At 63.9% G+C, this 22,189-nt stretch carries 16 protein-coding genes and 2 tRNA genes; 8 read left to right on the top strand and 10 right to left on the bottom strand.

The window, feature by feature from the left end; translation table 11 throughout:
- Positions 1-10: 10 nt before the first annotated feature.
- Positions 11-640, top strand: a complete 630-nt coding sequence (locus H597_RS35495; RefSeq protein WP_028103572.1) for a hypothetical protein — start codon at positions 11-13, stop codon at positions 638-640.
- Here H597_RS35495 and H597_RS0119245 read toward each other — a convergent pair.
- A complete protein-coding gene (locus tag H597_RS0119245; protein WP_028103571.1) occupies positions 633-1,892 on the bottom strand; it encodes a glycerate kinase type-2 family protein in 1,260 nt (419 codons plus the stop codon). The two genes, H597_RS35495 and H597_RS0119245, sit on opposite strands and share 8 nt — an antisense overlap.
- Positions 1,889-3,160 (bottom strand): MFS transporter, encoded by a 1,272-nt coding sequence (locus H597_RS34950; RefSeq protein WP_035374648.1) that lies wholly within the window; start codon positions 3,158-3,160, stop codon positions 1,889-1,891. The genes H597_RS0119245 and H597_RS34950 overlap by 4 nt, the downstream gene beginning before the upstream one ends.
- A 59-nt stretch (positions 3,161-3,219) precedes the next feature.
- On the opposite strand from H597_RS34950, the gene H597_RS0119235 reads away from it, so the two are divergent.
- The 5 genes from H597_RS0119235 (at position 3,220) to H597_RS0119215 (ending at position 7,357) form a co-directional block, all read left to right on the top strand.
- Positions 3,220-5,331 (top strand): S9 family peptidase, encoded by a 2,112-nt coding sequence (locus H597_RS0119235; RefSeq protein WP_051293918.1) that lies wholly within the window; start codon positions 3,220-3,222, stop codon positions 5,329-5,331.
- 100 nt (positions 5,332-5,431) lie between these two features.
- Positions 5,432-5,507: transfer RNA gene (locus tag H597_RS0119230), tRNA-Val, on the top strand.
- A gap of 17 nt (positions 5,508-5,524) precedes the next feature.
- Positions 5,525-5,601: transfer RNA gene (locus H597_RS0119225), tRNA-Asp, on the top strand.
- A gap of 53 nt (positions 5,602-5,654) precedes the next feature.
- Positions 5,655-6,773, top strand: a complete 1,119-nt coding sequence (locus tag H597_RS0119220) for a hypothetical protein (protein WP_028103569.1) — start codon at positions 5,655-5,657, stop codon at positions 6,771-6,773.
- Entirely contained in the window at positions 6,764-7,357 is a 594-nt protein-coding gene (locus H597_RS0119215; protein ID WP_028103568.1) for an ABC transporter ATP-binding protein, read from the top strand. The genes H597_RS0119220 and H597_RS0119215 overlap by 10 nt, the downstream gene beginning before the upstream one ends.
- Here the strand turns inward: H597_RS0119215 and ahpF are convergent.
- Positions 7,354-8,934 (bottom strand): alkyl hydroperoxide reductase subunit F, encoded by a 1,581-nt coding sequence (ahpF, locus tag H597_RS0119210; RefSeq protein ID WP_028103567.1) that lies wholly within the window; start codon positions 8,932-8,934, stop codon positions 7,354-7,356. The two genes, H597_RS0119215 and ahpF, sit on opposite strands and share 4 nt — an antisense overlap.
- Positions 8,935-9,040: 106 nt before the next feature.
- The gene (ahpC, locus tag H597_RS0119205; protein ID WP_028103566.1) at positions 9,041-9,604 is read right to left on the bottom strand and encodes an alkyl hydroperoxide reductase subunit C; all 564 of its coding nucleotides are present in this window, start codon (positions 9,602-9,604) and stop codon (positions 9,041-9,043) included.
- A 218-nt stretch (positions 9,605-9,822) separates the two neighbouring features.
- Between ahpC and H597_RS33430 the strand changes: the two genes are divergently transcribed.
- Positions 9,823-10,242: a putative signal transducing protein gene (locus tag H597_RS33430; RefSeq protein WP_051293917.1), complete on the top strand. Its 420-nt coding sequence runs from the start codon at positions 9,823-9,825 to the stop codon at positions 10,240-10,242.
- Positions 10,243-10,353: 111 nt separating this feature from the next.
- Here the strand turns inward: H597_RS33430 and H597_RS0119195 are convergent, their stop codons facing one another.
- From H597_RS0119195 to H597_RS31590, 4 genes are all read right to left on the bottom strand, one after another.
- Positions 10,354-11,922, bottom strand: a complete 1,569-nt coding sequence (locus H597_RS0119195; protein WP_028103565.1) for an oleate hydratase — start codon at positions 11,920-11,922, stop codon at positions 10,354-10,356.
- Positions 11,923-12,007: 85 nt separating this feature from the next.
- Entirely contained in the window at positions 12,008-13,408 is a 1,401-nt protein-coding gene (locus H597_RS0119190) for an RtcB family protein (RefSeq protein WP_028103564.1), read from the bottom strand.
- A 102-nt stretch (positions 13,409-13,510) separates the two neighbouring features.
- Positions 13,511-16,285, bottom strand: coding sequence for an EAL domain-containing protein (locus tag H597_RS31595; protein ID WP_051293916.1), 2,775 nt, complete (start codon positions 16,283-16,285; stop codon positions 13,511-13,513).
- 124 nt (positions 16,286-16,409) lie between these two features.
- The gene (locus H597_RS31590) at positions 16,410-18,725 is read right to left on the bottom strand and encodes a YgiQ family radical SAM protein (RefSeq protein WP_083941184.1); all 2,316 of its coding nucleotides are present in this window, start codon (positions 18,723-18,725) and stop codon (positions 16,410-16,412) included.
- Positions 18,726-18,894: 169 nt separating this feature from the next.
- Between H597_RS31590 and H597_RS0119175 the strand changes: the two genes are divergently transcribed.
- Entirely contained in the window at positions 18,895-19,407 is a 513-nt protein-coding gene (locus tag H597_RS0119175; protein WP_028103563.1) for a hypothetical protein, read from the top strand.
- Between the two features lie 163 nt (positions 19,408-19,570).
- Here the strand turns inward: H597_RS0119175 and H597_RS0119170 are convergent, their stop codons facing one another.
- Both H597_RS0119170 and H597_RS0119165 read right to left on the bottom strand, forming a co-directional pair.
- Complete coding sequence (locus H597_RS0119170; protein ID WP_028103562.1) at positions 19,571-19,843, bottom strand: DUF4404 family protein; 273 nt, start codon at positions 19,841-19,843, stop codon at positions 19,571-19,573.
- Positions 19,844-19,993: 150 nt separating this feature from the next.
- Complete coding sequence (locus H597_RS0119165; protein WP_028103561.1) at positions 19,994-22,105, bottom strand: M3 family metallopeptidase; 2,112 nt, start codon at positions 22,103-22,105, stop codon at positions 19,994-19,996.
- Between the last annotated feature and the right edge of the window lie 84 nt (positions 22,106-22,189).

The following is a 22,189-nucleotide window of genomic DNA, read 5'->3' as shown; positions in this document are numbered from 1 at the left end:
AAGGAATGGAATGAACATCATCAAATTGGCCTGCTTCGCAGCAGGCTTGGCCACCAGCGTCGCGGCATTGGCCGCCGCCCCCGCCGCGGCGGCGAAGCCTGCCGCCCCGGCGCAAGCTGCTGCCCCGGCAGCGGCACCCGTGCAGACGCGCGACGTGCCGGTCAACCAGTTCATGCAGGGCCGCCTGCCGTTCGAGATCGCCCTGAACGTGCCGGTGCCGGTGGACTACGAGCAGTCCAAGGTCAAGAAGATCGGCTATTCCTACTGGATGCGCCCGGCCGACGCCGTGACGGCAACGGCGGCCGCCCTGCCGTCCCACAACGGCTATATGTACGGCTCGACCGCGACCAATGTCACCTACGACGCCCAGCACCATGTGTTCTACGGCATCGACGATCCGGGTTCGATCAACAAGCTGAAAGGCGCGGCGACCAATATCCAGGTCAAGCAGTTCAAGGATGCTAAGCATCCGGCCGTGATGGTTTCCATGATCAGCGGCACCACCGGCCAGCCGGCCTACTTCATGTATATGGCAACCGGCAAGAAGAATGAGACCTTCTTCCTGTCGTTCCGAGCACCGGACGGACGGCCCGATATCGGCGACGCCGTGTGGGCCAAGCTGGCCGCCGCCATCAAATAAGCAGGATGGCGCGGAAATCGTTGACGTTGGTGCGGGTGGGGCCGGTCACCACCAGGTCGCCCAGCGCCGAGAAGAAGCTGTAGCCGTCGTTGTTCTCGAGCAGGGCTTGCGGGTCGAGCCCGAGCGCGGCGGCGCGCTGCAGCGTGTCCGGGCCCAGCACGGCGCCGGCATTGTCTTCCGTGCCGTCGATGCCGTCCGTGTCGCAGGCGATCGCGTGCACCCCCGGCGTGCCTTGCAGCGCAACGGCCAGCGCCAGCAGGTATTCGGCGTTGCGTCCGCCGCGTCCCGTGCCGCGCACAGTGACGCTGGTTTCTCCTCCTGACAGGATCACGCAGGGCGGCCGCAGCGGGCTGCCATGCTGGATCACGCTTTGCACCAGCGCGGCCTGCGATACCGCCACGGTGCGCGCTTCGCCTTCCAGCCGGTCGCTCAGCACCAGCGGGCGCAAGCCTTCCGCGCGGGCCACGTCCGCGGCGGCCTGCAAGGCCTGCCTGGCGGAGGCGATGACGGCCACGCTATTGCGCGCCAAGCGCGGGTCGCCGGGCTTGGGCGTTTCCTGCTGCGGGTCTTCCAGCACTTCGCGCACGGCGTTGGGAATGCCGATGCCGTAGTGCTGCAGGATGCGCAGGGCTTCCTGGGCCGTCGACGGATCGGCCAGCGTCGGACCGCTGGCCACCGCGGCGGGATCGTCGCCGGGGACGTCGGACAGCACCAGCGTCACCACGCGCGCTTCGCCGCAGGCCAGCGCCAGCCGGCCGCCCTTGATGGCGGACAGGTGCTTGCGTACCGTATTGATTTCGCCGATCGGCGCGCCGCACAGCAGCAGGGCCTTGTTGATATCCCGCTTCTGCTGCAGGGTGATGCCGGCCGCCGGCAGCGACATCAGGGCCGAGCCGCCGCCCGACATCAGGCACAGCACCATATCGTCCGGCCCCAGGCCGCGCACGGCGGCCAGCATGCGCCGCGCGGCGGCATCGCTGGCGTCGTCCGGCACCGGATGGCCGGCTTCGATCACCTGCACCAGCCTGGTCGGCGCACCATGGCCGTAGCGCGTGACCACGACCCCGCTAAGCGGCCCGTGCCAGTGCCGCTCCACGCCCTGCGCCATGCGCGCGGCAGCCTTGCCGGCGCCAATGACGACGGTGCGCCCTTTCGGCGGCGGCGGCAGGTGGGCCGCGATGGTATCCAGCGGATCGGCCGCATGCAGCGCGGCATTGAATAATTCCGACAATAGTTCGCGCCCGGTCTTCACAGCATGTCTCCCTTTCGTCCCACGCACAGCAGCACCAGCGCACCGCCCGCGGCCAGGCTGGCCGCCAGCAGGAGCATGCCATTGGCCGTGCTGTGCGTGGCGTCCTTGATGGCCCCCACCAGATATGGGCTGACAAAGCCCGCCAGGTTGCCCAGTGCATTGATCATCGCGATGCCCGCTGCCGCCGCCGTGCCGCCCAGCATGGCGGTCGGGACGGTCCAGAACACCGGGAAGGTGCTGAGGATGCCCGCCGTCGCCACGCTCAACGCAGCCAGCGCCAGCACCGGGTTGTGCGCATAGTGCGTCGATGCCAGCAATCCCGCCGCGCCGATGAAGGCCGCCAGCGCAAGGTGCCAGCGCCGCTCGCCGCTGCGGTCGGAATGGCGGGCGCAGGCGATCATCGCCACCGCTGCAATGCCGTAGGGGATGGCGGTCAGCAGGCCGATGTCGAGCACGTCCTGCACGCCGGAGTTGCGGATCAGCTGCGGCAGCCAGAAGCCGACGCCGTATAAGCCCATCACGAACAGGAAGTACAGCAGCGCCAGTATCCACACGCGGCTGCTGCCGAAGACATGGCGCAGCGCCCATTGCGCGCGCGGCTCGCCATCGCGCGCCAGCTCTTGTTTCAGCAGCGCCTTGTCCTCGTCGTTCAGCCAGGCCGCATCGTCGATGCCGTCATCGAGGAAGGCCAGGGCCAGCACGCCCAGCGCCACCGCCGGCAAGCCCTCCAGCAGGAACAGCCACTGCCAGCCGGCCAGGCCACCGCGGCCCGCGAAGTGCGACATGATCCAGCCCGACAGCGGCCCGCCCACCACGCCCGCCACCGCGACGCCGCTCATGAAGATGGCGACGATGCGCGCGCGCCGCTGCGCCGGGTACCAGTAGGTCAGGTACATGATCACCCCCGGGAAGAAGCCCGCCTCCGCCACGCCGAGCAGGAAGCGCATCAGATAGAAACCGGTGGCGCTGTCCGTGAACAGCATGGCGGCCGACACCAGGCCCCAGCTGGCCATGATGCGCGCGATCCAGCGCCGCGCGCCGACGCGCAGCATCAGCAGGTTGGCCGGCACTTCGAACAGGAAGTAGCCGACAAAGAAGATGCCGGCGCCGATCCCGTACACGGTCTCGGACAACTGCAGGTCGGCCTGCATCTGCAGCTTGGCAAAGCCGACGTTCACGCGGTCGAGGTAGGCGACCACGTAGCATAGGAAGAGGAAGGGCAGCAGGCGCCTGCCGACCCGGCCGTAGAGGGAATCGATCGAGTTCATTGTTGTATTTTTAACTACCGCATCCTAGAATCATTGCACATTTTTCAAAGGAGCTACACGTGTCCCGACAACTTGTTGCAAGCCTGCTGCTGCCGCTGCTGGCCGTTCCCGCCCTGGCAGCCGACTTGCCGCAGCCGCCCCTTGCGGCCAAGACCCAATGGATGGAGACCCGCCACGGCGAGCAGGTCAGCGACGACTACCATTGGCTGCGCGAAAAGGATGATCCCGCCGTCATCGATTACCTGAAGGCGGAGAATGCCTACACCGCCGCCATGACCGAAGGCATCAGGCCGCTGGCCGCCAGCCTGTTCAAGGAATTCAAGGACCGTACCCAGCCCGTCGACCTGTCGGTCCCGGCGCGCCTGAACGGCTACTACTATTACACCCGCATCGAAGCCGGTCAGCAGTATCCCCTGAATTGCCGCCGCAAGGCCGCCCGCGACGGCAGCTACGATGCCGCTGCGGCCGAGGAAATCCTGCTCGACCAGCCCGCGATGGCCGAGGGCCTGAAATTCTTCCACCTGGGCGCGATGATGGCCAGCCCGGACGGCAAGCTGCTGGCCTACACCACCGACAGCACCGGCTTCCGCCAGTATGCGCTGCATGTCAAGGACCTGCAGACCGGCAAAGTGCTGTCCACCAGCATGCCGCGCGTGACGTCGCTGGCCTGGGCCGCGGACAACAAGACCCTGTTCGTGACCCAGGAAGACGCCACCACCAAACGTTCCGACCGCGTATTCCGCCTGTCCCTGGGCGGCCAGCCGCAGCAGGTCTACCAGGAGCCGGTCGAGCAGTTCTCGCTGGAGCTGTACCACGACAAGAAGAACGTCTACCTGATCGCCCTCTCCACCGACACCAACGAGGTCTGGATGCTGCCGTCCAAGCACCCGCAGGCGACGTTCAAGCCCGTGCTGGGCCGCGAAAAAGGCCACCGCTATACGGTGCAGGAACGCGACGGCACGCTGTACATCCTGAGCAACAAGGGCGCCAAGAACTTCCGCGTCGTGACAGCGCCGCTGTCCCATCCGACGAAGTGGACCGAACTGGTCGCGCATGACAAGGACACCCTGATCCAGAACGCCAGCGTGTTCAACGGGTTCCTGGTGCTGGACGAGAAGTCGCGCGCGCTGAACCGCACCCGCATCTACGATTTCGCTTCCAAAAAATGGCTGACGGTGAAGTTCGACGACGACGTCTACGTATCGATGCCGGTGCCCAAGGCCAACGAAGACGAAACCCTGGTCAAGTACCGCATCAGCTACCAGTCGCCGCTGACGCCGTCCACCATCATGGACATCGACATGAAGACCGGCGAGCGCACCGTGCTGAAAAAGCAGGAAGTGGCGGGCGGCTTCGATTTCAGCCAGTACGAGACCAAGCGCCTGTGGGCCACCGCGCGCGACGGCGTCAAGGTGCCGCTGTGGGTGGCCTACAAAAAAGGCGTGAAGCTGGACGGCTCGGCGCCGCTGGTGCTGTACTCCTACGGTTCCTACGGCATCCCGATGGAAGCCAACTTCTCGCTGGCCCGCCTCAGCATGCTCGAGCGCGGCGTGGTCTATGCGGCGGCGCAAATCCGCGGCGGCAACGATATGGGCGAGGCCTGGCATGACGACGGCATGCTGATGAAGAAGATGAACACCTTCAATGACTTCATCGACAGCGCCGAATACCTGGTCCAGCAGAAGTGGACCAGCCCGGACCGCCTGGCGATCCAGGGCGGCAGCGCCGGCGGCCTGCTGATGGGCGCCGTGGTGAATATGCGCCCGGACCTGTTCAAGGCCGTGCATGCGGCCGTGCCTTTCGTGGACGTGATGAACACCATGATGGACGCCAGCCTGCCGCTGACCACCGGCGAATACCTGGAATGGGGCAACCCGAACGAGAAGGCGGCTTACGACTATATGCTCAGCTATTCCCCTTATGACAACATCTTGATGAAAGATTATCCAGCCATGCTGGTCACCACGGGCCTGAATGACAGCCAGGTGATGTATTGGGAACCGGCCAAGTACGTCGCCAAGCTGCGCCGCAACAAGACCGACAGCAATCCGCTGCTGCTGAAAGTGAATATGGGCGCGGGCCATGGCGGCGCCTCCGGACGCTATAACGCGCTGGAGGAGAAGGCGTTCGAGATGGCCTGGCTGCTGTCGCAAATCGGGGTCTCCAAATAATTTTGAGGTTTTTTGGAAAAACGCTTGCGCAGCTTTCAAAATCCATCCTATAATGCGGCCTCTTCTGAACGTTGTGACAAACGTTAGACAGTGAAAGCAGGGGCGCTTAGCTCAGTTGGTAGAGCGGATCCCTTACAAGGATTAGGTCGGGAGTTCGAGCCTCTCAGCGCCCACCACTCACTGAAGAAGAATTGGAGCGGTAGTTCAGTTGGTTAGAATACCGGCCTGTCACGCCGGGGGTCGCGGGTTCGAGCCCCGTCCGCTCCGCCAATATTCAGAAAAAAGCCCCGATGCGAATCGGGGCTTTTTTCATTTCCGGAGCCATGCGCAGGATGCACCCTTACATCCGTTACCGTACCCAGATGGCGCGCCACTCCCTGCGGCAATTCCTTGCCAGCATGGTCAATTCCCTTGAAATCCTCGGACTGGTGTTTGCGCCGGTCATGCTCGGCTTGCTGGCGTTCCTCGCCATGCCAGTGATGATGTCGGTCAGCCATGGGCCGGCGCTGGCATCGGCGGCCATCGCCGGGCAAGCCTTGCTGGTCGCGCTGCCGGTAGCGCTGCTGCGCAAGCGTCTGCACCCGGCCGATGCGGTGGCGTGGGAACGCACGCTGCCTGTGGCGCCGGCGTTGGGCTGGCGCGCCGACCTGCTGGTGGCGGGCCGCATTGTCAGCTGGGTGGCAGCCATCAGCGCCGTTTCCGCCGTCATCTGGCTCTACCAGTGGCCGGCATGGCTGCGGCCCGTGTGGGGGCGCTCGCTTGCGGCCTTGGCGGCCGCTGTCATACTGGGCTGGGTCCTGGCGGCTGCCGTTGTCGCCGCACGCCGCCTTGGCCTGCGCAATCCCCGCATTCCGCGCGCGCCCGGTCGCATGGAGTCCGCCGCAGCGCCTGCCGCGAGCGAATACACCGCCCGCCCGCTGCGGCCCCGCTATCTCGCGCTGTGGCGCCGGCTCTTCTGGCTGCCGTGCTGGCGCGCGGAAAACAAAGTGGGCATCCAGCAGTGCGTACTGCTGCTGGCCGCCCTGGCGGGCGCGCTGGCGTGGACCAGGCACGCACTGCCGCTTCCGCGCGCTGCGCTGGGCTTGTTCGCCAGTGCGGCGCTGGTCTTGCTGGTCGACCGCGGCGACAAGGCCGTGCGCGAGCAGGCCGCGGCAATGGCGCCATCGCTTGCGATGTGGCCGCTGGCGGAAAAGCCGCTGCTGTTCGCGGCGCGCGCCTTTCCCCTCCTGCCTGGCGCATTGGTGCTGGCCGTCGCGGCGGCCCAGTTGCTTGCGTGGCCTGCCAGCGGCCTGCGCCACGGCCTGGCGGTGTTGTGGCTGTGCGCGGCCACGGCGGCATCCCTCGCCGTCGTCGTCATGCCGGCAGCCCCGCGAGGGCGCGTGGTGCTGGTGACCCTGTCCATCCTCCTGTTGACCGCCATCGGAAGCGAACTATGGCACTGACCATCGAATCCCTGAATTTCGAATACACCGGCCGCGTGCTGTTCCGCGGCTTCGCCATGCAGGCCGGGGCGGGCATCACCTGGCTGCGCGGCGAGAATGGCGCAGGCAAGACTACCCTGATGAAGCTGGTGGCCGGCGCCATGGCCCCGCATCACGGCCGCATCGCCATCGACGGCATCGACCAGGCGGCGCAGCCGCTGGCCTACCGCCGGCAATGCTTCTACTGCGGCGGCGACACGCCGCAACTGCCATGGCTGACGGTGCGCGAGATGCTGGACCTGCATGTCGCCCTGTATCCGGGCACGGATGCGGCTTTGCTGGATGAGGAATTGCGCGCCATGCGCCTGCTGCCGGTGCTCAACCAGCCGGTCTCGGCGCTTTCACTGGGCCAGCACAAGAAGATGCAGCTGGCGCTCGCCTTTGCCCTGCCGGTGGCGGTGCTGCTGATCGATGAACCGTTCAACGGCCTGGACGCCGCGGCGATGGACTATGTGCGCGGCCGGCTGGCCGCGCGCGAAGGAGTGGTGCTGCTGACCAGCCACCTGGAACCCCAGGTGCCGGTCGCGCAGGTCATACAGCTTTAAGCTGCCTTGGCCGCAGGCTCGTCGTCGGCGCTGGAGCGGATCAGGTAGTCGAAGGAGCCCAGCGCGGCCTTGGCGCCTTCGCCCACGGCGATCACGATCTGCTTGTACGGCACGGTAGTGACGTCGCCCGCAGCGAAGATGCCGGTCTCGGAAGTCTGGCCTTTCGCATCGACTTCGATCTCGCCGTGCTTGGACAAGTCGATCGTGCCCTTCAGCCATTCGGTATTGGGCACCAGGCCGATCTGCACGAACACGCCTTCCAGGTCGACGCGGTGCGACTGGCCGCTTTCGCGGTCGGTATAGCTCAAGCCGACGACCTTCTTGCCGTCGCCATGGATCTCGGAGGTTTGCGCCGACTTGATCACCTTGACGTTGCGCAGGGTCGCCAGCTTGCGCTGCAACACCGCATCGGCGCGCAGTTCCGCGCCGAATTCGATCAGGGTCACATGCTCGACGATGCCGGCCAGGTCGATCGCCGCTTCCACGCCCGAGTTGCCGCCGCCGATCACCGCCACCCGCTTGCCTTTGAACAGCGGGCCGTCGCAGTGCGGGCAGTAGGCCACGCCATGGTTGCGGTATTCCTTCTCGCCCGGCACATTGATTTCGCGCCAGCGGGCGCCGGTCGAAATGATCACCGATTTGGCTTTCAGCACGGCGCCGCTCTCGGTGTGCACTTCCTTGATCTTGCCCGGCACGATCTTCGATGCGCGCTGGGTGTTCATGATGTCAACTTCGTATTCCTTGACGTGCTGCTCCAGCGAGACCGCGAATTTCTGGCCGTCGGTTTCCTTCACCGAGACGAAGTTCTCGATCGACAGGGTATCCAGCACCTGGCCGCCGAAACGGTCGGCGATCACGCCGGTGCGGATGCCTTTGCGCGCCGTGTAGATGGCCGCGGCAGCGCCCGCGGGGCCGCCGCCGACGATCAGCACGTCGAACACGTCTTTCTTGCTTAATTCTTCCGCTGCACGGGCCGAGGCGCCGGTATCGAGCTTGGCGAGGATTTCCTCGACGTTGGTGCGGCCCTGGCCGAAGTGCTGGCCATTCAGGTACATCATCGGCACGGCCATCACCTGGCGTTCCTCGACTTCTTTCGGGAACACGCCGCCGTCCACCGCCACCACTTTGATGCGTGGGTTGATCACGGACATGGCGTTAAGCGCCTGCACCACTTCCGGGCAGTTATGGCAGCTCAGCGAGATGAAGGTCTCGAAGACGAAATCGCCGTCCAGGTTGCGGATCTGCTCGATGACTTTCTCATCCAGCTTGATCGGGTGGCCGCCCACTTGCAGCAGCGCCAGCACCAGGGAGGTGAATTCGTGGCCCATCGGGATGCCGGCGAAACTCACGCCGATATCGGTGCCCTTGCGGTTGATGTCGAAGGAAGGCTTGCGGGCCGTGTCGTTGCTGCCTGCGACAACGCTGATCTTGCCGTGGCCGGCGGAGACGATGTCCTGCAGCAGGGCGGACATTTCCTGCGCTTTGGCGGAGGCGTCCGTGTGCGCCACGATTTCGATCGGGTGGACAACGCGCTCCAGGTAGGAGGAGAGTTGGGCTTTCAGGTCTGCATCCAGCATGGCGATTCCTTTCTGATTAGTCGGTTGCGGCAGGTACCGCTTCAACGCCTCAAGGCGGCCCCGTAGGGCCGCCGCTTGCCTTCAGCAGGGCTGAATGCCGTCTGGCTTAGATCTTGCCGACCAGGTCCAGCGATGGCTTCAGGGTCGCTGCGCCTTCAGTCCACTTGGCTGGGCACACTTCGCCTGGGTGGGAAGCCACGTACTGGGCTGCCTTCACTTTGCGCAGCAGTTCAGCAGCGTCGCGGCCGATGCCGTTGTCGTGCACTTCCATCACTTTGATGAAGCCTTCCGGATTGATCACGAAGGTGCCGCGCAGTGCCAGGCCTTCTTCTTCGATCATCACTTCGAAGTTGCGGGTCAGGGTGCCGGTTGGGTCGCCGATCAGGGCGTACTGCACTTTCTTGATGGCGTCGGAGGTGTCGTGCCATGCCTTGTGAGCGAAGTGGGTGTCGGTCGAGATGCCGTACACGTCCACGCCCAGCTTGGCGAATTCTGCGTGGTGGTCTGCCAGGTCTTCCAGTTCGGTTGGGCACACGAAGGTGAAGTCGGCTGGGTAGAACACGAACACGGACCACTTGCCTTTCAGGGATTCTTCGCTCAGGTCAACGAATTTGCCGTTGTGGTATGCGGTGGCCTTGAATGGTTTTACTTGGGTGTTAATCAGGGACATTGTGGTTTCCTCGTGGGTTTGTGAATCAATGAGACGCCAGTTTAAGGCCTTCCCGTAGATTTGGAAATTTGATTGTACAAATAGACTCAATAGTCTTTGTCTATCAAAACCGCGAAATGCGATCGTCATTATCGCCTGTTGGCGGGAAAATGGTTGCCTAGCCGTCAGCTTTAGCCTATCGTCTTGCCTCTTTTTTAATTAACAGAAATAAATGTTTCATGTTGGCCACGATCGAAATCCATGACAACCTGCTGACAGCCCACATTAGCCGCGGACTGCTGGAATCCGAAGAAATTCCAGCTTTTCTGGCCAGCGAGCACCATGTGCGTGCCAGCTGGCCGCTGGCGCATGCGCTGGGAGGAGTTCGGTTACAAGTGCCCGCCACCTGCCTGCAACAGGCGCGCGCTGTGCTGGCCCAGCGCGACTCAGGCGAATTCGAAGCCGCCTTGCAAGAGCAAGCGCCGCACCCGGCTGCCATCTGCCGCAACTGCGGCAGCGGCGATTGCCGCACGACGGTGCCTTGGTCGTCGCGTTCTTTTGTCGTATTGTCCTATTTACTGGGAGGCGTGATTTTTCCGCCGATTAAGGAGGCACAGTGCTGCGCATGCGGCGGAACCAACGTAGGAGAACAGCTTTGAACCATATGATGTTCGCTGTGGTCATGGCGTGTCACCATCCAGGGCGCGGACGCGAGCGAACAATCCTTGAGCCAGGTCAAGGATTCGCCGATCGGCCGCCCGCTTACTCTATCAGGCAGCCTTGACCAGGGCGGCCAGCATCACTTCCAGCGTCTTGTCATGGCGTTTGATCGGCGGCACTTCGCGGTCGATGCCAAGCAGCTGGTAGACGGCCATCTGCGCCGCGCGCACCGAGTATTCAACCGTGAACACCACGTCGTCCGGCACTTCCACGAACTGGCTGACCAGCGCCAGGTTGCGCGAGCCGGCAGGCACAGGCAGCGGCCTGTCGCTGCAATTGCGCGGCATGAACATGCTGGTGATGTAAGGCATGCGGCAAGGGATGCAATTGGCTTGCGCGAACACTTCCGGCTCGAAGTTCAGGTGCCCGGCCAGTTCGCGCAGGATTTCTTCGCCGGTGCAATCGGCCATCGGCTTGGCGACGAAATTGCCGACCCGGTCCGGATGCAGTGCGTAGCCCCAGAACACCTTCACATTGGCCGGCTGGTTGGCGAAATGCGGCTGGTGCGCCAGCACGACCGACATGAACCAGTTGGAATCCTTGAAGGTCACCAGCCCGCCGCTTCCCGCGACGTTGCCGGAGAAGGCTTGCATCTGCTCGAAGAAGGCGTCATCGTGCAGCGTCACGGTAAAGGACTCCCACCACGACTGCTGGATGTTGCGGTTGAAGGCGGCCGGATTGCCGAGTTCAGGACGGCCTTCCGCCAGGCGCTCCCACAGCTTCCAGCCGCCGCTCTGGTGGCGGTCGTAGCGCGGCGGCGCGGCGTTCATACTGCCGAAGCTCGATGCATCGGTCATTGACCCGTTCTGGAAGAACACCAGGTCGTCCGGGCCGATCGGCAGCAGTTCGCGCTGGCCTTCGCGTTTGAGTTCGATCGCATGCACCAGCAGCTCGTCGGGCGAGTCTTCCAGCTTGATGTCGGTCACGGTGCAGCCGGTCTCGATGCGCACGCCCTGCTGCACCAGCCACGCTTGCAGCGGCTTTACCAGCGAGTCGTACTGGTTGAATACCGTGCGCTTGACGCCGGCCAGGGTTTCAATGCGCGAGAACTCCTTCATGAAGCGGTGCAGGTAGCGCTTGAATTCCACCGCGCTATGCCAGGGCTGGAAGGCGAAGGTCGTGGCCCACATATACCAGAAGGGGGTTTCGAAGAATTCCGGCGACAGGTGGTCGGTGATCGGGCTGTTGCCAAGGGATGCCTCGTCGGCCTCGTGCAGCTTGAGCAGCTCCATCCGGTCGCGCAGGCTGAAGCCCATATTCGTCACGTCCACCTTGTGGCGGTTGCGGTCGACCAGGCGCGCCTGGGAGTGCGACTTGTGCAGTGCGTTGAAGGCCAGCGTCTCATCCAGCACCGACTGCCCGGGATGGACCAGGGACGGGATCGATGCGAACAGGTCCCAGGTGCACTCGTAGTTATCCGTGGTCAGCATGCGGCCGCCGCGCAGGCGATAGCCGTCCTGCGCATTGCCTGCGCCATCCAGGCTGCCGCCCGCGACGCCCAGCGATTCAAAAATCCGGATCTGCCCGCCGCGCATTTTGCCGTCGCGGATCATGAAGGCCGCCGCCGCCAGGTTACCGATGCCGGCGCCGACCATATAAGCCTGTTTTTCTTTAACCATTTCATACTCCGTCGTTAGTTCGGGAGTAACTATAGGTTCTCGCCAGGCGGTTTGACTTTGATTTGGGTCAAGTATGCCGCCATCGTCAGGCTTTGAATGTGATCCATGGGCGAAACTTGACCGCAGCCTGGATCAAGCCGGCATCCTCCTGTGCAGAAATCACCGGCCCGATCGGCTTGTACGCGGACGGCGCTTCTTCGATCCTCCGCTCCTCCCGCAAGGTGACGCACTGCCACGGTTGCCCGCCCTGTGCGGCGGCAGGGCGCAAGGCCCGCGTTTCCTGGCGCCGCATGCGCCGCCCCGCGCCATGGCTGCACGACCAAAGCCAGTCGGGATTGCCCAGACCAGTGGCCAGGAAAGAGCTGTCGCCCATGGAGCCCGGAATCAGCGCGAACTGGCCATCGTGCGCCGGGGTGGCGCCCTTGCGGTGGATGTTCATGCCTTGCTCCGCCAGCACGACATTGTGCGGCACGTCGACCACCAGCCGCGATGCCGACGCGCCGACGGTTGCTTCGAGGTCCTTGCGCACCAGCTCCGCCAGCACCAGGCGGTTGGCCCAGGCATAGCGGGCGGCGACGCCCATCGCCTCCAGGTACTCGCGGGCGAGGGGCCCCGACAGGCCGTACAGCCCGCTGGCAGGATGCCGCACACCGGCCGGCCACTCGGCCCGCGCCCGGTCCATCCAGGCCTGCCCGACAAAGAAGCCCAGGTCGCGCGAGCCGCTGTGGATCATCACGGCCACATCGCCCGCCTTGAGCCCGGCGCGGTACGCGGCATGGCGATCCAGCACCTCGTCCACCACCTGCAGCTCGACGAAATGGTTGCCGCCGCCGGGCGTTCCCAGATTGGGGTCGCGGAAGACGCTGTGGCGTTGGCCGATGTAGGCTTCGGGCGCGTGCCGCGCGGCGCCGCTAAAGCTGTGCAGGCCGACGCAGCCCGCCAGTTCGGCCTCCAGGCGGCCGTGGTCCATGTCGCGCCACAGGCCATGGCGCGGCATCTCATGCAGGAAGGCTGCCGGCCCAAGATCGAACAGCGCGCGGAATGCCGCGGTGCTCGCCGGCACGTCGCGGCCATTATCGAGCAGGCTGCGCGTCAAACGCTGCACCAGGCGCTCCTTGTGCGGTGCCAGCTGTTGCAGCGTATGGCCGGTGGTGAGCAGCCGCATGCCGCAGTTGATGTCGGTGCCGATGGCAGCCGGGATCACGAAATCGTGGTCGGTGGCCACGATGCTGCCGACTGGCGCGATCGCGCCTGGATGGACGTCCGGTGTGGCGCAGGCCTTGCAGACACCGCGCGCGTCGCCGTGGCTGCGGACGGACGCAAATTCCAGCAACTGGCGCACCGCCTTCTCTTCCAGGGGAAGGCTGGCGGGCAGCAGGATCTGCGCCTGCGCTGTCTCGTTTGTGATGTGGTACACGCCGTCGCGATAGTCGACGGCGATGCCTGCGCGGGCAAAAGCCCGTTGAAGTCTGATGTAATTGTTCATGGCTGCCAGGGACGTGTTGCGTACCCGCGAAGTTCGCGGTAGACGTCCTCGCTTGCAGCAGCGCATTCAAGGAAGGAAAAGCGGCGCTAGTCTAGCATGCTTTCATGCCGCAGTGGCCTGGGGCGTGGTCTGCTGGTGCAGCAGGGTGTCGAAGTCTTCGGCGGGAAGCGGCCGGGCGAACAAATAACCCTGGCCATAGTCGCAGCCGGCGCCCGCCAGCAGGTCGCGCTGCTCGGTGGTTTCCACGCCTTCGGCGATCACGTTCAGGCCGAGCTTGTGGGCCATCACGATGATCGCGTCGGACAGCGCCATATCGCTGGAATCGGGCGCCAGGTTGCGGGTGAAGCTGCGGTCGATCTTCAGGTAGTCGATGTCGAACTTCTTCAGGTAGGACAATGAAGAGTAGCCGGTGCCGAAATCGTCCAGCGCGACCTGGATGCCGGCGTCGCGCAGCTGCAGCAGCTTGTCGGTGACGCTGGTGTTCGCGTCGAGCAGCAGGCCTTCCGTGATTTCCACCACGATGCTTTCGCCCGGCACGTCCAGCTGCTTCAGGTAGGCCAGCCAGTCGGCATAGCTGGCCCGCTCGCGCTGGAATTCCATCGGCGACTGGTTCAGGCTGACCTGGAAGCCGGGATGCACTTCCGCGCGCCAGCGCTTGACCCATTGCGCCGATTCGCGGAACACCCATTCGCCGATATCGACAATCAGGCCGCTCGCTTCGGCCAGCGGGATGAATTCCAGCGGGCTGACCATGCCGCGCTGCGGATGCTCCCAGCGGATCAGGGCTTCGGCCTTGTGGATCTTGCCGGTCGGCAGATGCACGATGGGCTGGAAGTACAGCTTGAGCTGGTTGCCTTTCAGGGCGCCGCGCAAGTCGTTGGTCAGGCGCATGCGGTTCAGCGCCGCCACCTGCAGAGCCGGCGTGAAGTGGCTGAAGCGGTTGCGGCCGGCGCCCTTGGCGGCGTACATGGCCTGGTCGGCGTGCTTCATCAGGTCTTCCATATTGCCGGCATCGTCGGGGTAGATCGTGATGCCGATCGAGGCGGAGATGAAGGCTTGTTCCTGCCCCAGCTGGAAAGGCATGCGCAGGCTGTCGATGATCTTCTGGGCGATGTTCTCCACCCGGTCCACCTGCGACAGCTCCGGCAGGATCACGGTGAACTCGTCGCCGCCCAGGCGCGACACGGTGTCCGACTGGCGTACGCAGGCGCCGATGCGGCGCGCGGCCTCCACCAGCAGCACGTCGCCCTGGTGGTGGCCCAGGGTGTCGTTGACTTCCTTGAAGTGGTCCAGGTCGATGAACAGGATGGCGATGCGGGTGCCGTCGCGGCGCGACTTCAGGATATCGTGCTGCAGCCGGTCGAGGAACATGCGCCGGTTCGGCAGCTGGGTCAGCGTGTCGAAGTTGGCCTGCTGCCAGATCAGCGCCTCGGTTTCCTTTTTCTCGGTGATGTCTTCGATCATGCACAGGTGGTGCGGCTGGCTCTCCGACTCCACCGCATTGATCGACGCTTCGACCCAGACGATGCGGCCGTCGGGGCGCACCAGGCGCGTCTCCATCTTGAAGCCGGCGATCTGCTGCGCCGCCAGCTGCGCCATCTTTTCCTGCTCCGGGGCCACGTCTTCCGGGTGGCAGATTTCCAGCCAGCGGCTGCTGCGCATTTCCTGCGCCGAGCGGCCGGCAATCTCGGCGAAGCGCGGATTGACATCGCGGAACTGGCCGCCGCTCGAGTCGATCAGGGCAATGCCCATCGGCGCCGCTTCGAACATGGTGCGGAAGCGCTGTTCGCCCTTGCGGATGGTTTCCTCGGCGCGGGTGCGTTCGCGCGTCAACAGCGAGAAGTGGATCATGGCGCCCAGCACCAGCAGACCCGCCGCCACGCCCAGTATGCGGTACAGCCAGGTCAGGTCCGAGCCCTGGTCGGCGCTGTACAGGAAGCCGTTCCAGGTGGCGCCTTTGGGCAGCATGCCCAGCTCCGTGTAGATGTCGGCGATGTGCTGCCAGCGGTCCGGGTTCATATAGCCGATTTCCACCAGCACCGGCTGCACCAGCGGCACCATCTGGCGCGCTTCGTACAGCAGGTGCATGCGGTCGTGCCGGCGCGAGTACTTACTCAGGATCAGGTCAACAATTTCATCCTGGTGGCTCATCGCATACTGCCAGCCGCGCAAGCTGGCGGCGCGGAAGGCGCGCGCGCGGTCCGGGTGGTTCTTGATTTCCGCTTCGCTGGTGAACAGGTTGTCGCCGTAAAAGTCGATGCCGGCCGCGCGCGGACTGTAGATATCGTAGGGGAAACCGAGGCGGTCCAGATAGTCCGGCTCATTGCTGACGAAGATCGACATGGCGTCGACCTTGCCCTTGGCCAGGTCCTCCGGATTGAAGCTGTGCTCCACCCGCACCAGCTGGTTGGGATTGATGCCTTCCTTGCGCAGGTAGGCCATGACTTCGTCGGCCTGGGTCAGTTCGTCGGTCAGGGAGCCGATCATCACGCGCTTGCCGATAATGCTGCGGATATCGGGCGCCGGACCGGTCTGGCGCATCGCCAGCGCGTAAGGGGAATGCTGGAAGACCACGGCCAGCACCACCACCGGCTTGCCGGACAGGCGGGCCAGCAGCAGGCTGCTGTTGCCGACGCCATACTGGGCGCGGCCGTTGAGCACGGCGCGCTCCGGTTCGGCGCCGTCCACGCCCTCGAGGATCTGGACATCCAGGCCGGCCTCGCGGTAATAGCCTTTTTCCAGCGCCGCGTAGTAGCCGGCAAACTGGAACTGGTGGCTGTGTTTGAGTTGCAGGGTGACGCGCTCCTGCGCCCGCGCCCACGGCGCAGGGACCGACAGCAACAGCAATACGAACAGGCCAGCCAGGAATTGGGGCACGTTTTATCCGGATACAAAGTTGGCGGAGTCTACCCGCCGATTGTATCCGCTTCGCCGCGCGCGGCGCGCCGAGTGTGGCATTCCTGCTGCAAAGTCCTATGGAATTGCAGCAGGCGATAGCACGTCAGCGCTTATTGGGGCCAGGGCGGCCGCCGGCCTTGGCCGATGCGGCCTTCGGCTTGACCTTGATGGTGTCGAGGATGGAAGGACGCGCCTTGGTCTCCAGCGCCGCGCGGGCCGTCATCGAACCGGTCAGCGCATTCGGCTTGCTGCCGCGGCCGACGTGGGCCGGCGGCGGCAGGCCGGCGCCGCGCTTCTGCTGGCCTGGCGCCAGCATCGGCATGGCGCGCTTGCCGGCCGAGGCCTTGAAGTTTTCCTCGCCGACACGGAATGGCGGAATCAGGTGGCGTTCGCCATCGCCGATCAGGTCGCCGCGCCCCATGCGGCGCAGGGTCTCGCGCAGGATCGGCCAGTTCTTCGGATCGTAGTAGCGCAGGAAGGCCTTGTGGGCCTGGCGCTGCTTCAGCGTGCGCGGGGTTTCCACGTTTTCCGAAGTCTCGGTCACCTTGTGCAAGGGATTTTTACGCGAGTGGTACATGGCGCTGGCCATGGCCATCGGCGTCGGCATGAAGGTCTGCACCTGATCGAGGCGGAAGTTATTCTTCTTCAGCCACAGCGCCAGGTTCAGCATGTCCTCGTCCGTCGTGCCCGGGTGGGCGGCGATGAAGTAAGGAATCAGGTACTGTTTCTTGCCCGCTTCCAGCGAGAACTTCTCGAACATCGCCTTGAACTCGTCGTAGGCGCCGATGCCCGGCTTCATCATCTTGCTCAGCACATTGGTTTCGGTGTGCTCCGGCGCGATCTTCAGCAGGCCGCCCACGTGGTGGGTCACCAGTTCCTTCACGTACTCGGGCGAGCGCACGGCCAGATCGTAGCGCAGGCCGGACTGGATCAGGATCTTCTTCACGCCCTTGATCTCGCGCGCCTTGCGGTACAGCTGGATCAGCTTGCTGTGGTCGGTGCCCAGGTTGACGCAGATCGACGGGTAGACGCAGGACAGGCGGCGGCAGGTCTCTTCGATCTCTTTTTCCTTGCAGGACAGGCGATACATATTCGCGGTCGGGCCGCCCAGATCGGAGATGATGCCGGTGAAGCCCTTGGTCTTGTCGCGGATATGTTCGATCTCGCGCAGGATGGACGGCTCGGAACGGCTCTGGATGATGCGGCCTTCATGCTCGGTGATCGAGCAGAAGGTGCAGCCGCCGAAGCAGCCGCGCATGATGTTGACCGAGAAACGTATCATCTCCCAGGCCGGGATGTTGGCGTTGCCATAGCTTGGATGCGGGGCGCGCGAGTACTCCATGTCGTACACGCCGTCCATTTCGTCCATGGCCAGCGGCAGCGGCGGCGGGTTCATCCACACGTCGCGGTCGCCGTGCTGCTGCACCAGTGCGCGCGCATTGCCCGGATTCGATTCGAGGTGGAACACGCGCGAGGCGTGGGCGTACATGACCGGGTCTTCCTTCACCACCTCGTAGGATGGCAGGCGCACCACGGTCTTGTTGTGCTTTTCCTTGGCGGCCGCCAGGCGCTCTTCGCGGCTCATGATGATGACCGGCTTGATCACCGGTTCCGGCGCGGCGTTCTCGGTGGCGCATTCCTTCTTGTCTTCCTTCGCCATGGCGTAAGGATCGGGATGCGGGTCGACGCGGCCCGGCACGTCGACGCGGTTCGAGTTGTGCACCGACCATTCGTCGGACGGCAGCCAGCCATGCGGCACCAGGAAGGCGGTACCGCGCAGGTCTTTGATTTCCTTGATCTTTTCGCCCATGTCCAGGCGGCGGGTCAGGTCGACCAGGGCGCGCTCGGCGTTACCGAAGATCAGCAGGTCGGCCTTGGACTCGGTCAGCACCGATTTGCGCACCTTGTCCGACCAATAGTCGTAGTGGGCGATGCGGCGCAGCGAGGCTTCGATCGAGCCGATGATGATCGGCGTGCCGGGGAAGGCTTCGCGCGCCTTTTGCGCGTACACGGTCACGGCGCGGTCCGGGCGCTTGTTCGGTTCGGCGTTCGGGGTGTAGGCGTCGTCGGAGCGGATCTTGCGGTCGGCCGTGTAGCGGTTGACCATCGAGTCCATATTGCCGGCGGTGATGCCGTAGTACAGGCGCGGCTTGCCCAGCGCGCGGAACGATTCCACGTTGTGCCAATCCGGCTGGGCGATGATGCCGACGCGGTAGCCTTGCGCTTCCAGCAGGCGGCCGACCAGGGCCATACCGAAGCTCGGGTGGTCGATGTAGGCGTCGCCGGTCACCAGGATGACGTCGCACTGGTCCCAGCCCAGGGCGTCCATTTCGGCGCGGGACATGGGGAGGAAAGGCGCGGCAGAAGCGCGCGCAGACCGCTTGGCGACGGTCGCGAAAAGATTGGCTTGGGAATTCATCCCGGCATTGTACCGGAATTCACCGCTTTCCGCCCGCCATCGCGCACAAAAAACCTTTAAGTTTCAGTAACTTGTGACGTTCCAGCAAGCTGTTTTGGGCAAATATTCATTGAACATCGTGCCATTTTTGCTATAACGGGTATACAACGTCTTCCATGGAGTGAAAATCATGCGACGCAGACTGTACTACATGCTTCCCAATGTTAAGGCCGCCCGCGCGGAACTGGACGAACTGCTGCTGGCACGCATCGAAGAACGGCATATCCACTTCATGGCAAAAGAGGGCACCCTGCCCGATGACATGCCAGATTGCAATTTCCTGCTGAGAACGGACCTGATCCACGGCGCCAAGCTGGGGATTGCCATCGGCGGGATTGTGGGGCTGTGCGCCGGCATCTTCCTGGTCATTTTCCCACCCGAAGGGCTGACCCTGCGCACCATGACCATCTTGCTGGTCACGCTGGGCGGCGCACTGTTCGGCGGCTGGGCCAGCGGCATGAATGCGGCGGCGGTGCCGAACAAGAAGCTGGAGCAGTACGCGGAACGGATTGAACAAGGTCAGGTATTGATGATGGTCGACGTGCCAGTGCGGCGCATGAAGGAGATCGAGGAAATGATCGCCAAACGTCATCCTGACTTCAACTTTGGCGGTGAAGAACCGCCCATGCTGGCCTTCCCATAAGGCCGGCCTCCCGGGGGCCGGCCGGACAGCCGGTAATACCCCGGGTTCCATACCGAAGGCGGGCTGCGGCCCGCCTTCTTTTTTTTTCTTGGTCAGTGGCGCGTCAGGGCCGAACACGCAACACGCTGCGCGTGTCGCATGTCCGGACCTGACCCCATGAATTTTAAATTCCCATATTGCCCAGGATACGCGTCAGTTCGCGCAGGGTTGGCTCCAGGGCCGGATGCTTGGCCGCGAACTGGGCGGTGATTTCCTGGGTGCGCTCGGCCAGGCCGTACGTGGTGGTGCCGCCTCCCGCTTCCGGCGGCTGCTCGAGTATCTGCTTGATGTCGCCATCGAGCTGGCGCAACAGGCTTTGCAATTCCTCATCGACCGGGCCGTGATGTGCCAGCGTGGCGTGCAATTGGCGCAGAGTCTCCTTCAGCTTGGTGTCCATGATCCCTTTCCCCGTTGAAGTGGCTATACCTCTTTTATACACCCATCCGGGGGGAGGTGCTGGAATTGGCGGTTGGCTTTAAGTCAGCGGGGTCAGGGCCCAACACGCAACACGCTACGCGTGTCGCATGTCGGGACCTGACCCCGGGGATTACTCTTTCAAGCCGCGGCGCTCCAGCAGCGGTTCGATTTTCGCGTCGCGGCCGCGGAATGCGCGGTACATCTCCATCGCATCCATGGTGCCGCCTTTGGACAGCAGGGCTTTGCGGAAGTGGTCGCCGTTCTTGCGCTGCAAGCCGCCGTTTTCGGTGAACCATTCAACCGTGTCGGCATCGAGTTTCTCCGACCACAGGTAGCCGTAGTAGCCCGCCGAATAGCCGCCCGCGAACACGTGCGAGAAATAGGTGGTGCGGTAGCGTGGCGGAACCGGTGCGAAATCGATGCCGGCGTCCTTCAGCACGGACGATTCGAAACCCAGCACGTCGGTCGGGATCTTGTCGGCCGACAACTGGTGCCAGCGCTGGTCCAGGATCGAGGCGGCCAGGTACTCGGTGGTGCGGAAGCCTTCATTGAATTTGGCGGAAGCCTGCACCTTGTCCAGCAGTTCCTTCGGCATCGGCGCGCCGCTCTGGTAATGCTTGGCGTAGTTGTTCAGGATTTCCGGCCAGGCCATCCACATCTCGTTGACTTGCGAAGGGAATTCCACGAAGTCGCGCGGCACGCGGGTGCCGGCAAAGCGCGGGTACTTCACATTGGAGAACATGCCGTGCAGCGCGTGGCCGAACTCATGGAACAGGGTACGCGCTTCGTCATAGGTCAGCAGGGCCGGTTCGCCGGCCGCCGGCTTGGGAATGTTCAGGTGGTTGGCCACCACAGGCTTGGTGCCCATCAGTGAGGATTGCGAGACATAGGCATTCATCCAGGCGCCGCCGCGTTTGTTGCTGCGCGCGTAGAAATCGCCGAGGAAGATGGCCAACTGCTTGCCGTCGGCGTCGAACACGTCGAATACGCGCACGTCCGGCTGGTAGACCGGCAGGTCCTTACGCTCCTTGAAGGTGATGCCGTACACCTTGGTGGCGGCGTAGAACACGCCGTTCTGCAGCACGCTGTTCAGTTCGAAGTACGGCTTGAGCTGGTTCTGGTCGAAAGCGTAGCGCTCCTGGCGCACTTTTTCGGTATAGAAGGCCCAGTCCTGCGCCGCGTTGGCGAAGCCGCCTTTTTCCGCGTCGATCACGGCCTGGATATCGGCGGACTCCTTGCGCGCGTTATTTACCGCCGGTTTCACCAGCTCGCCCAGCAGCTTGTTGACGGCATTGGTATCGTGTGCGGTCTGGTCTTCCAGCTGGTAGGCGGCGTGCGAGGCGTAGCCCAGCAAAGCGGCGCGTTCAGCACGCAGCCTGGCGATCTTCCTTACCACGTCGCGGTTGTCGAAATCGCCGCCATGGCTGCCGCGCGCCATCGAAGTGGCCAGCAGGCGTTCACGCGTGCTGCGGTTGCTCAGCACTTCCAGCGGCGCCTGGCCGGTGGTGTTGGCGATCGCGATCAGGAATTTGCCGTCCATGCCTTTGGCCTTGGCGGCTGCGGCAGCGGAGTCGATGGCCTTGTCGGACATGCCGGCCAGTTCTTCGCGGCTGTCGACCACCAGGGCGGAGGCATTGGCTTCCTTCAGCACGTTCTGGCTGAAGGTGGTGGACAGGGCGGCCAGTTCCGCATTGTAGGCCTTCAGTTTTTCCTTGTCGGCGGCGGACAGCCTGGCGCCGGCGCGCACGAAATCGGTGTGGTAGCGTTCCAGCAGGCGCTTGGATTCCGGATCAAGTTTGAGCTTGTCGCGCTTGTCGTACAAGGCCTTGATGCGGGCGTACAGCTTTTCGTTCAGGCGGATCGCGTCGTTGTGGGCGGAAAGCTTGGGCGCCAGCTCGCGGTTCAGGGCTTCGAATGCATCATTGGTGTTGGCGCCGGACAGGTTGCCGAACACGGAGCTCACGCGGTCCAGCAGGCGGCCGGAGCGCTCCATCGCCACGATGGTGTTGTCGAACGTCGGCGCGGCTTTGTTATTGGCGATCTTCGCGACTTCCGCAGCCTGCTGCTGCATGCCTTCTTCGTAGGCAGGACCGTAGTCTTCGTTCTTGAACTGATCGAATGCGGGGTAGTTCAGGGGCAGCTTGGACTCTTGCGCAAATGGGTTGGACGCCGGCAGGGCGGCATGCGCGGCGCCGGCGACGGCCAGGCTGGCGGCGATCACCAGCAGTTTCGGACGGAACATTCTCTCTCCTGTTGTAATGTCTCGGTGCGCATGATGATAGCAAAACGCAAGTTTCATGGTTTGAACTGATCAGGACACATTCCC

The organism is Pseudoduganella violaceinigra DSM 15887, assembly GCF_000425385.1.
Classification (GTDB): Bacteria; Pseudomonadota; Gammaproteobacteria; order Burkholderiales; family Burkholderiaceae_D; genus Rugamonas; species Rugamonas violaceinigra.
This window is presented reverse-complemented; position numbering and strand designations above follow the sequence as displayed.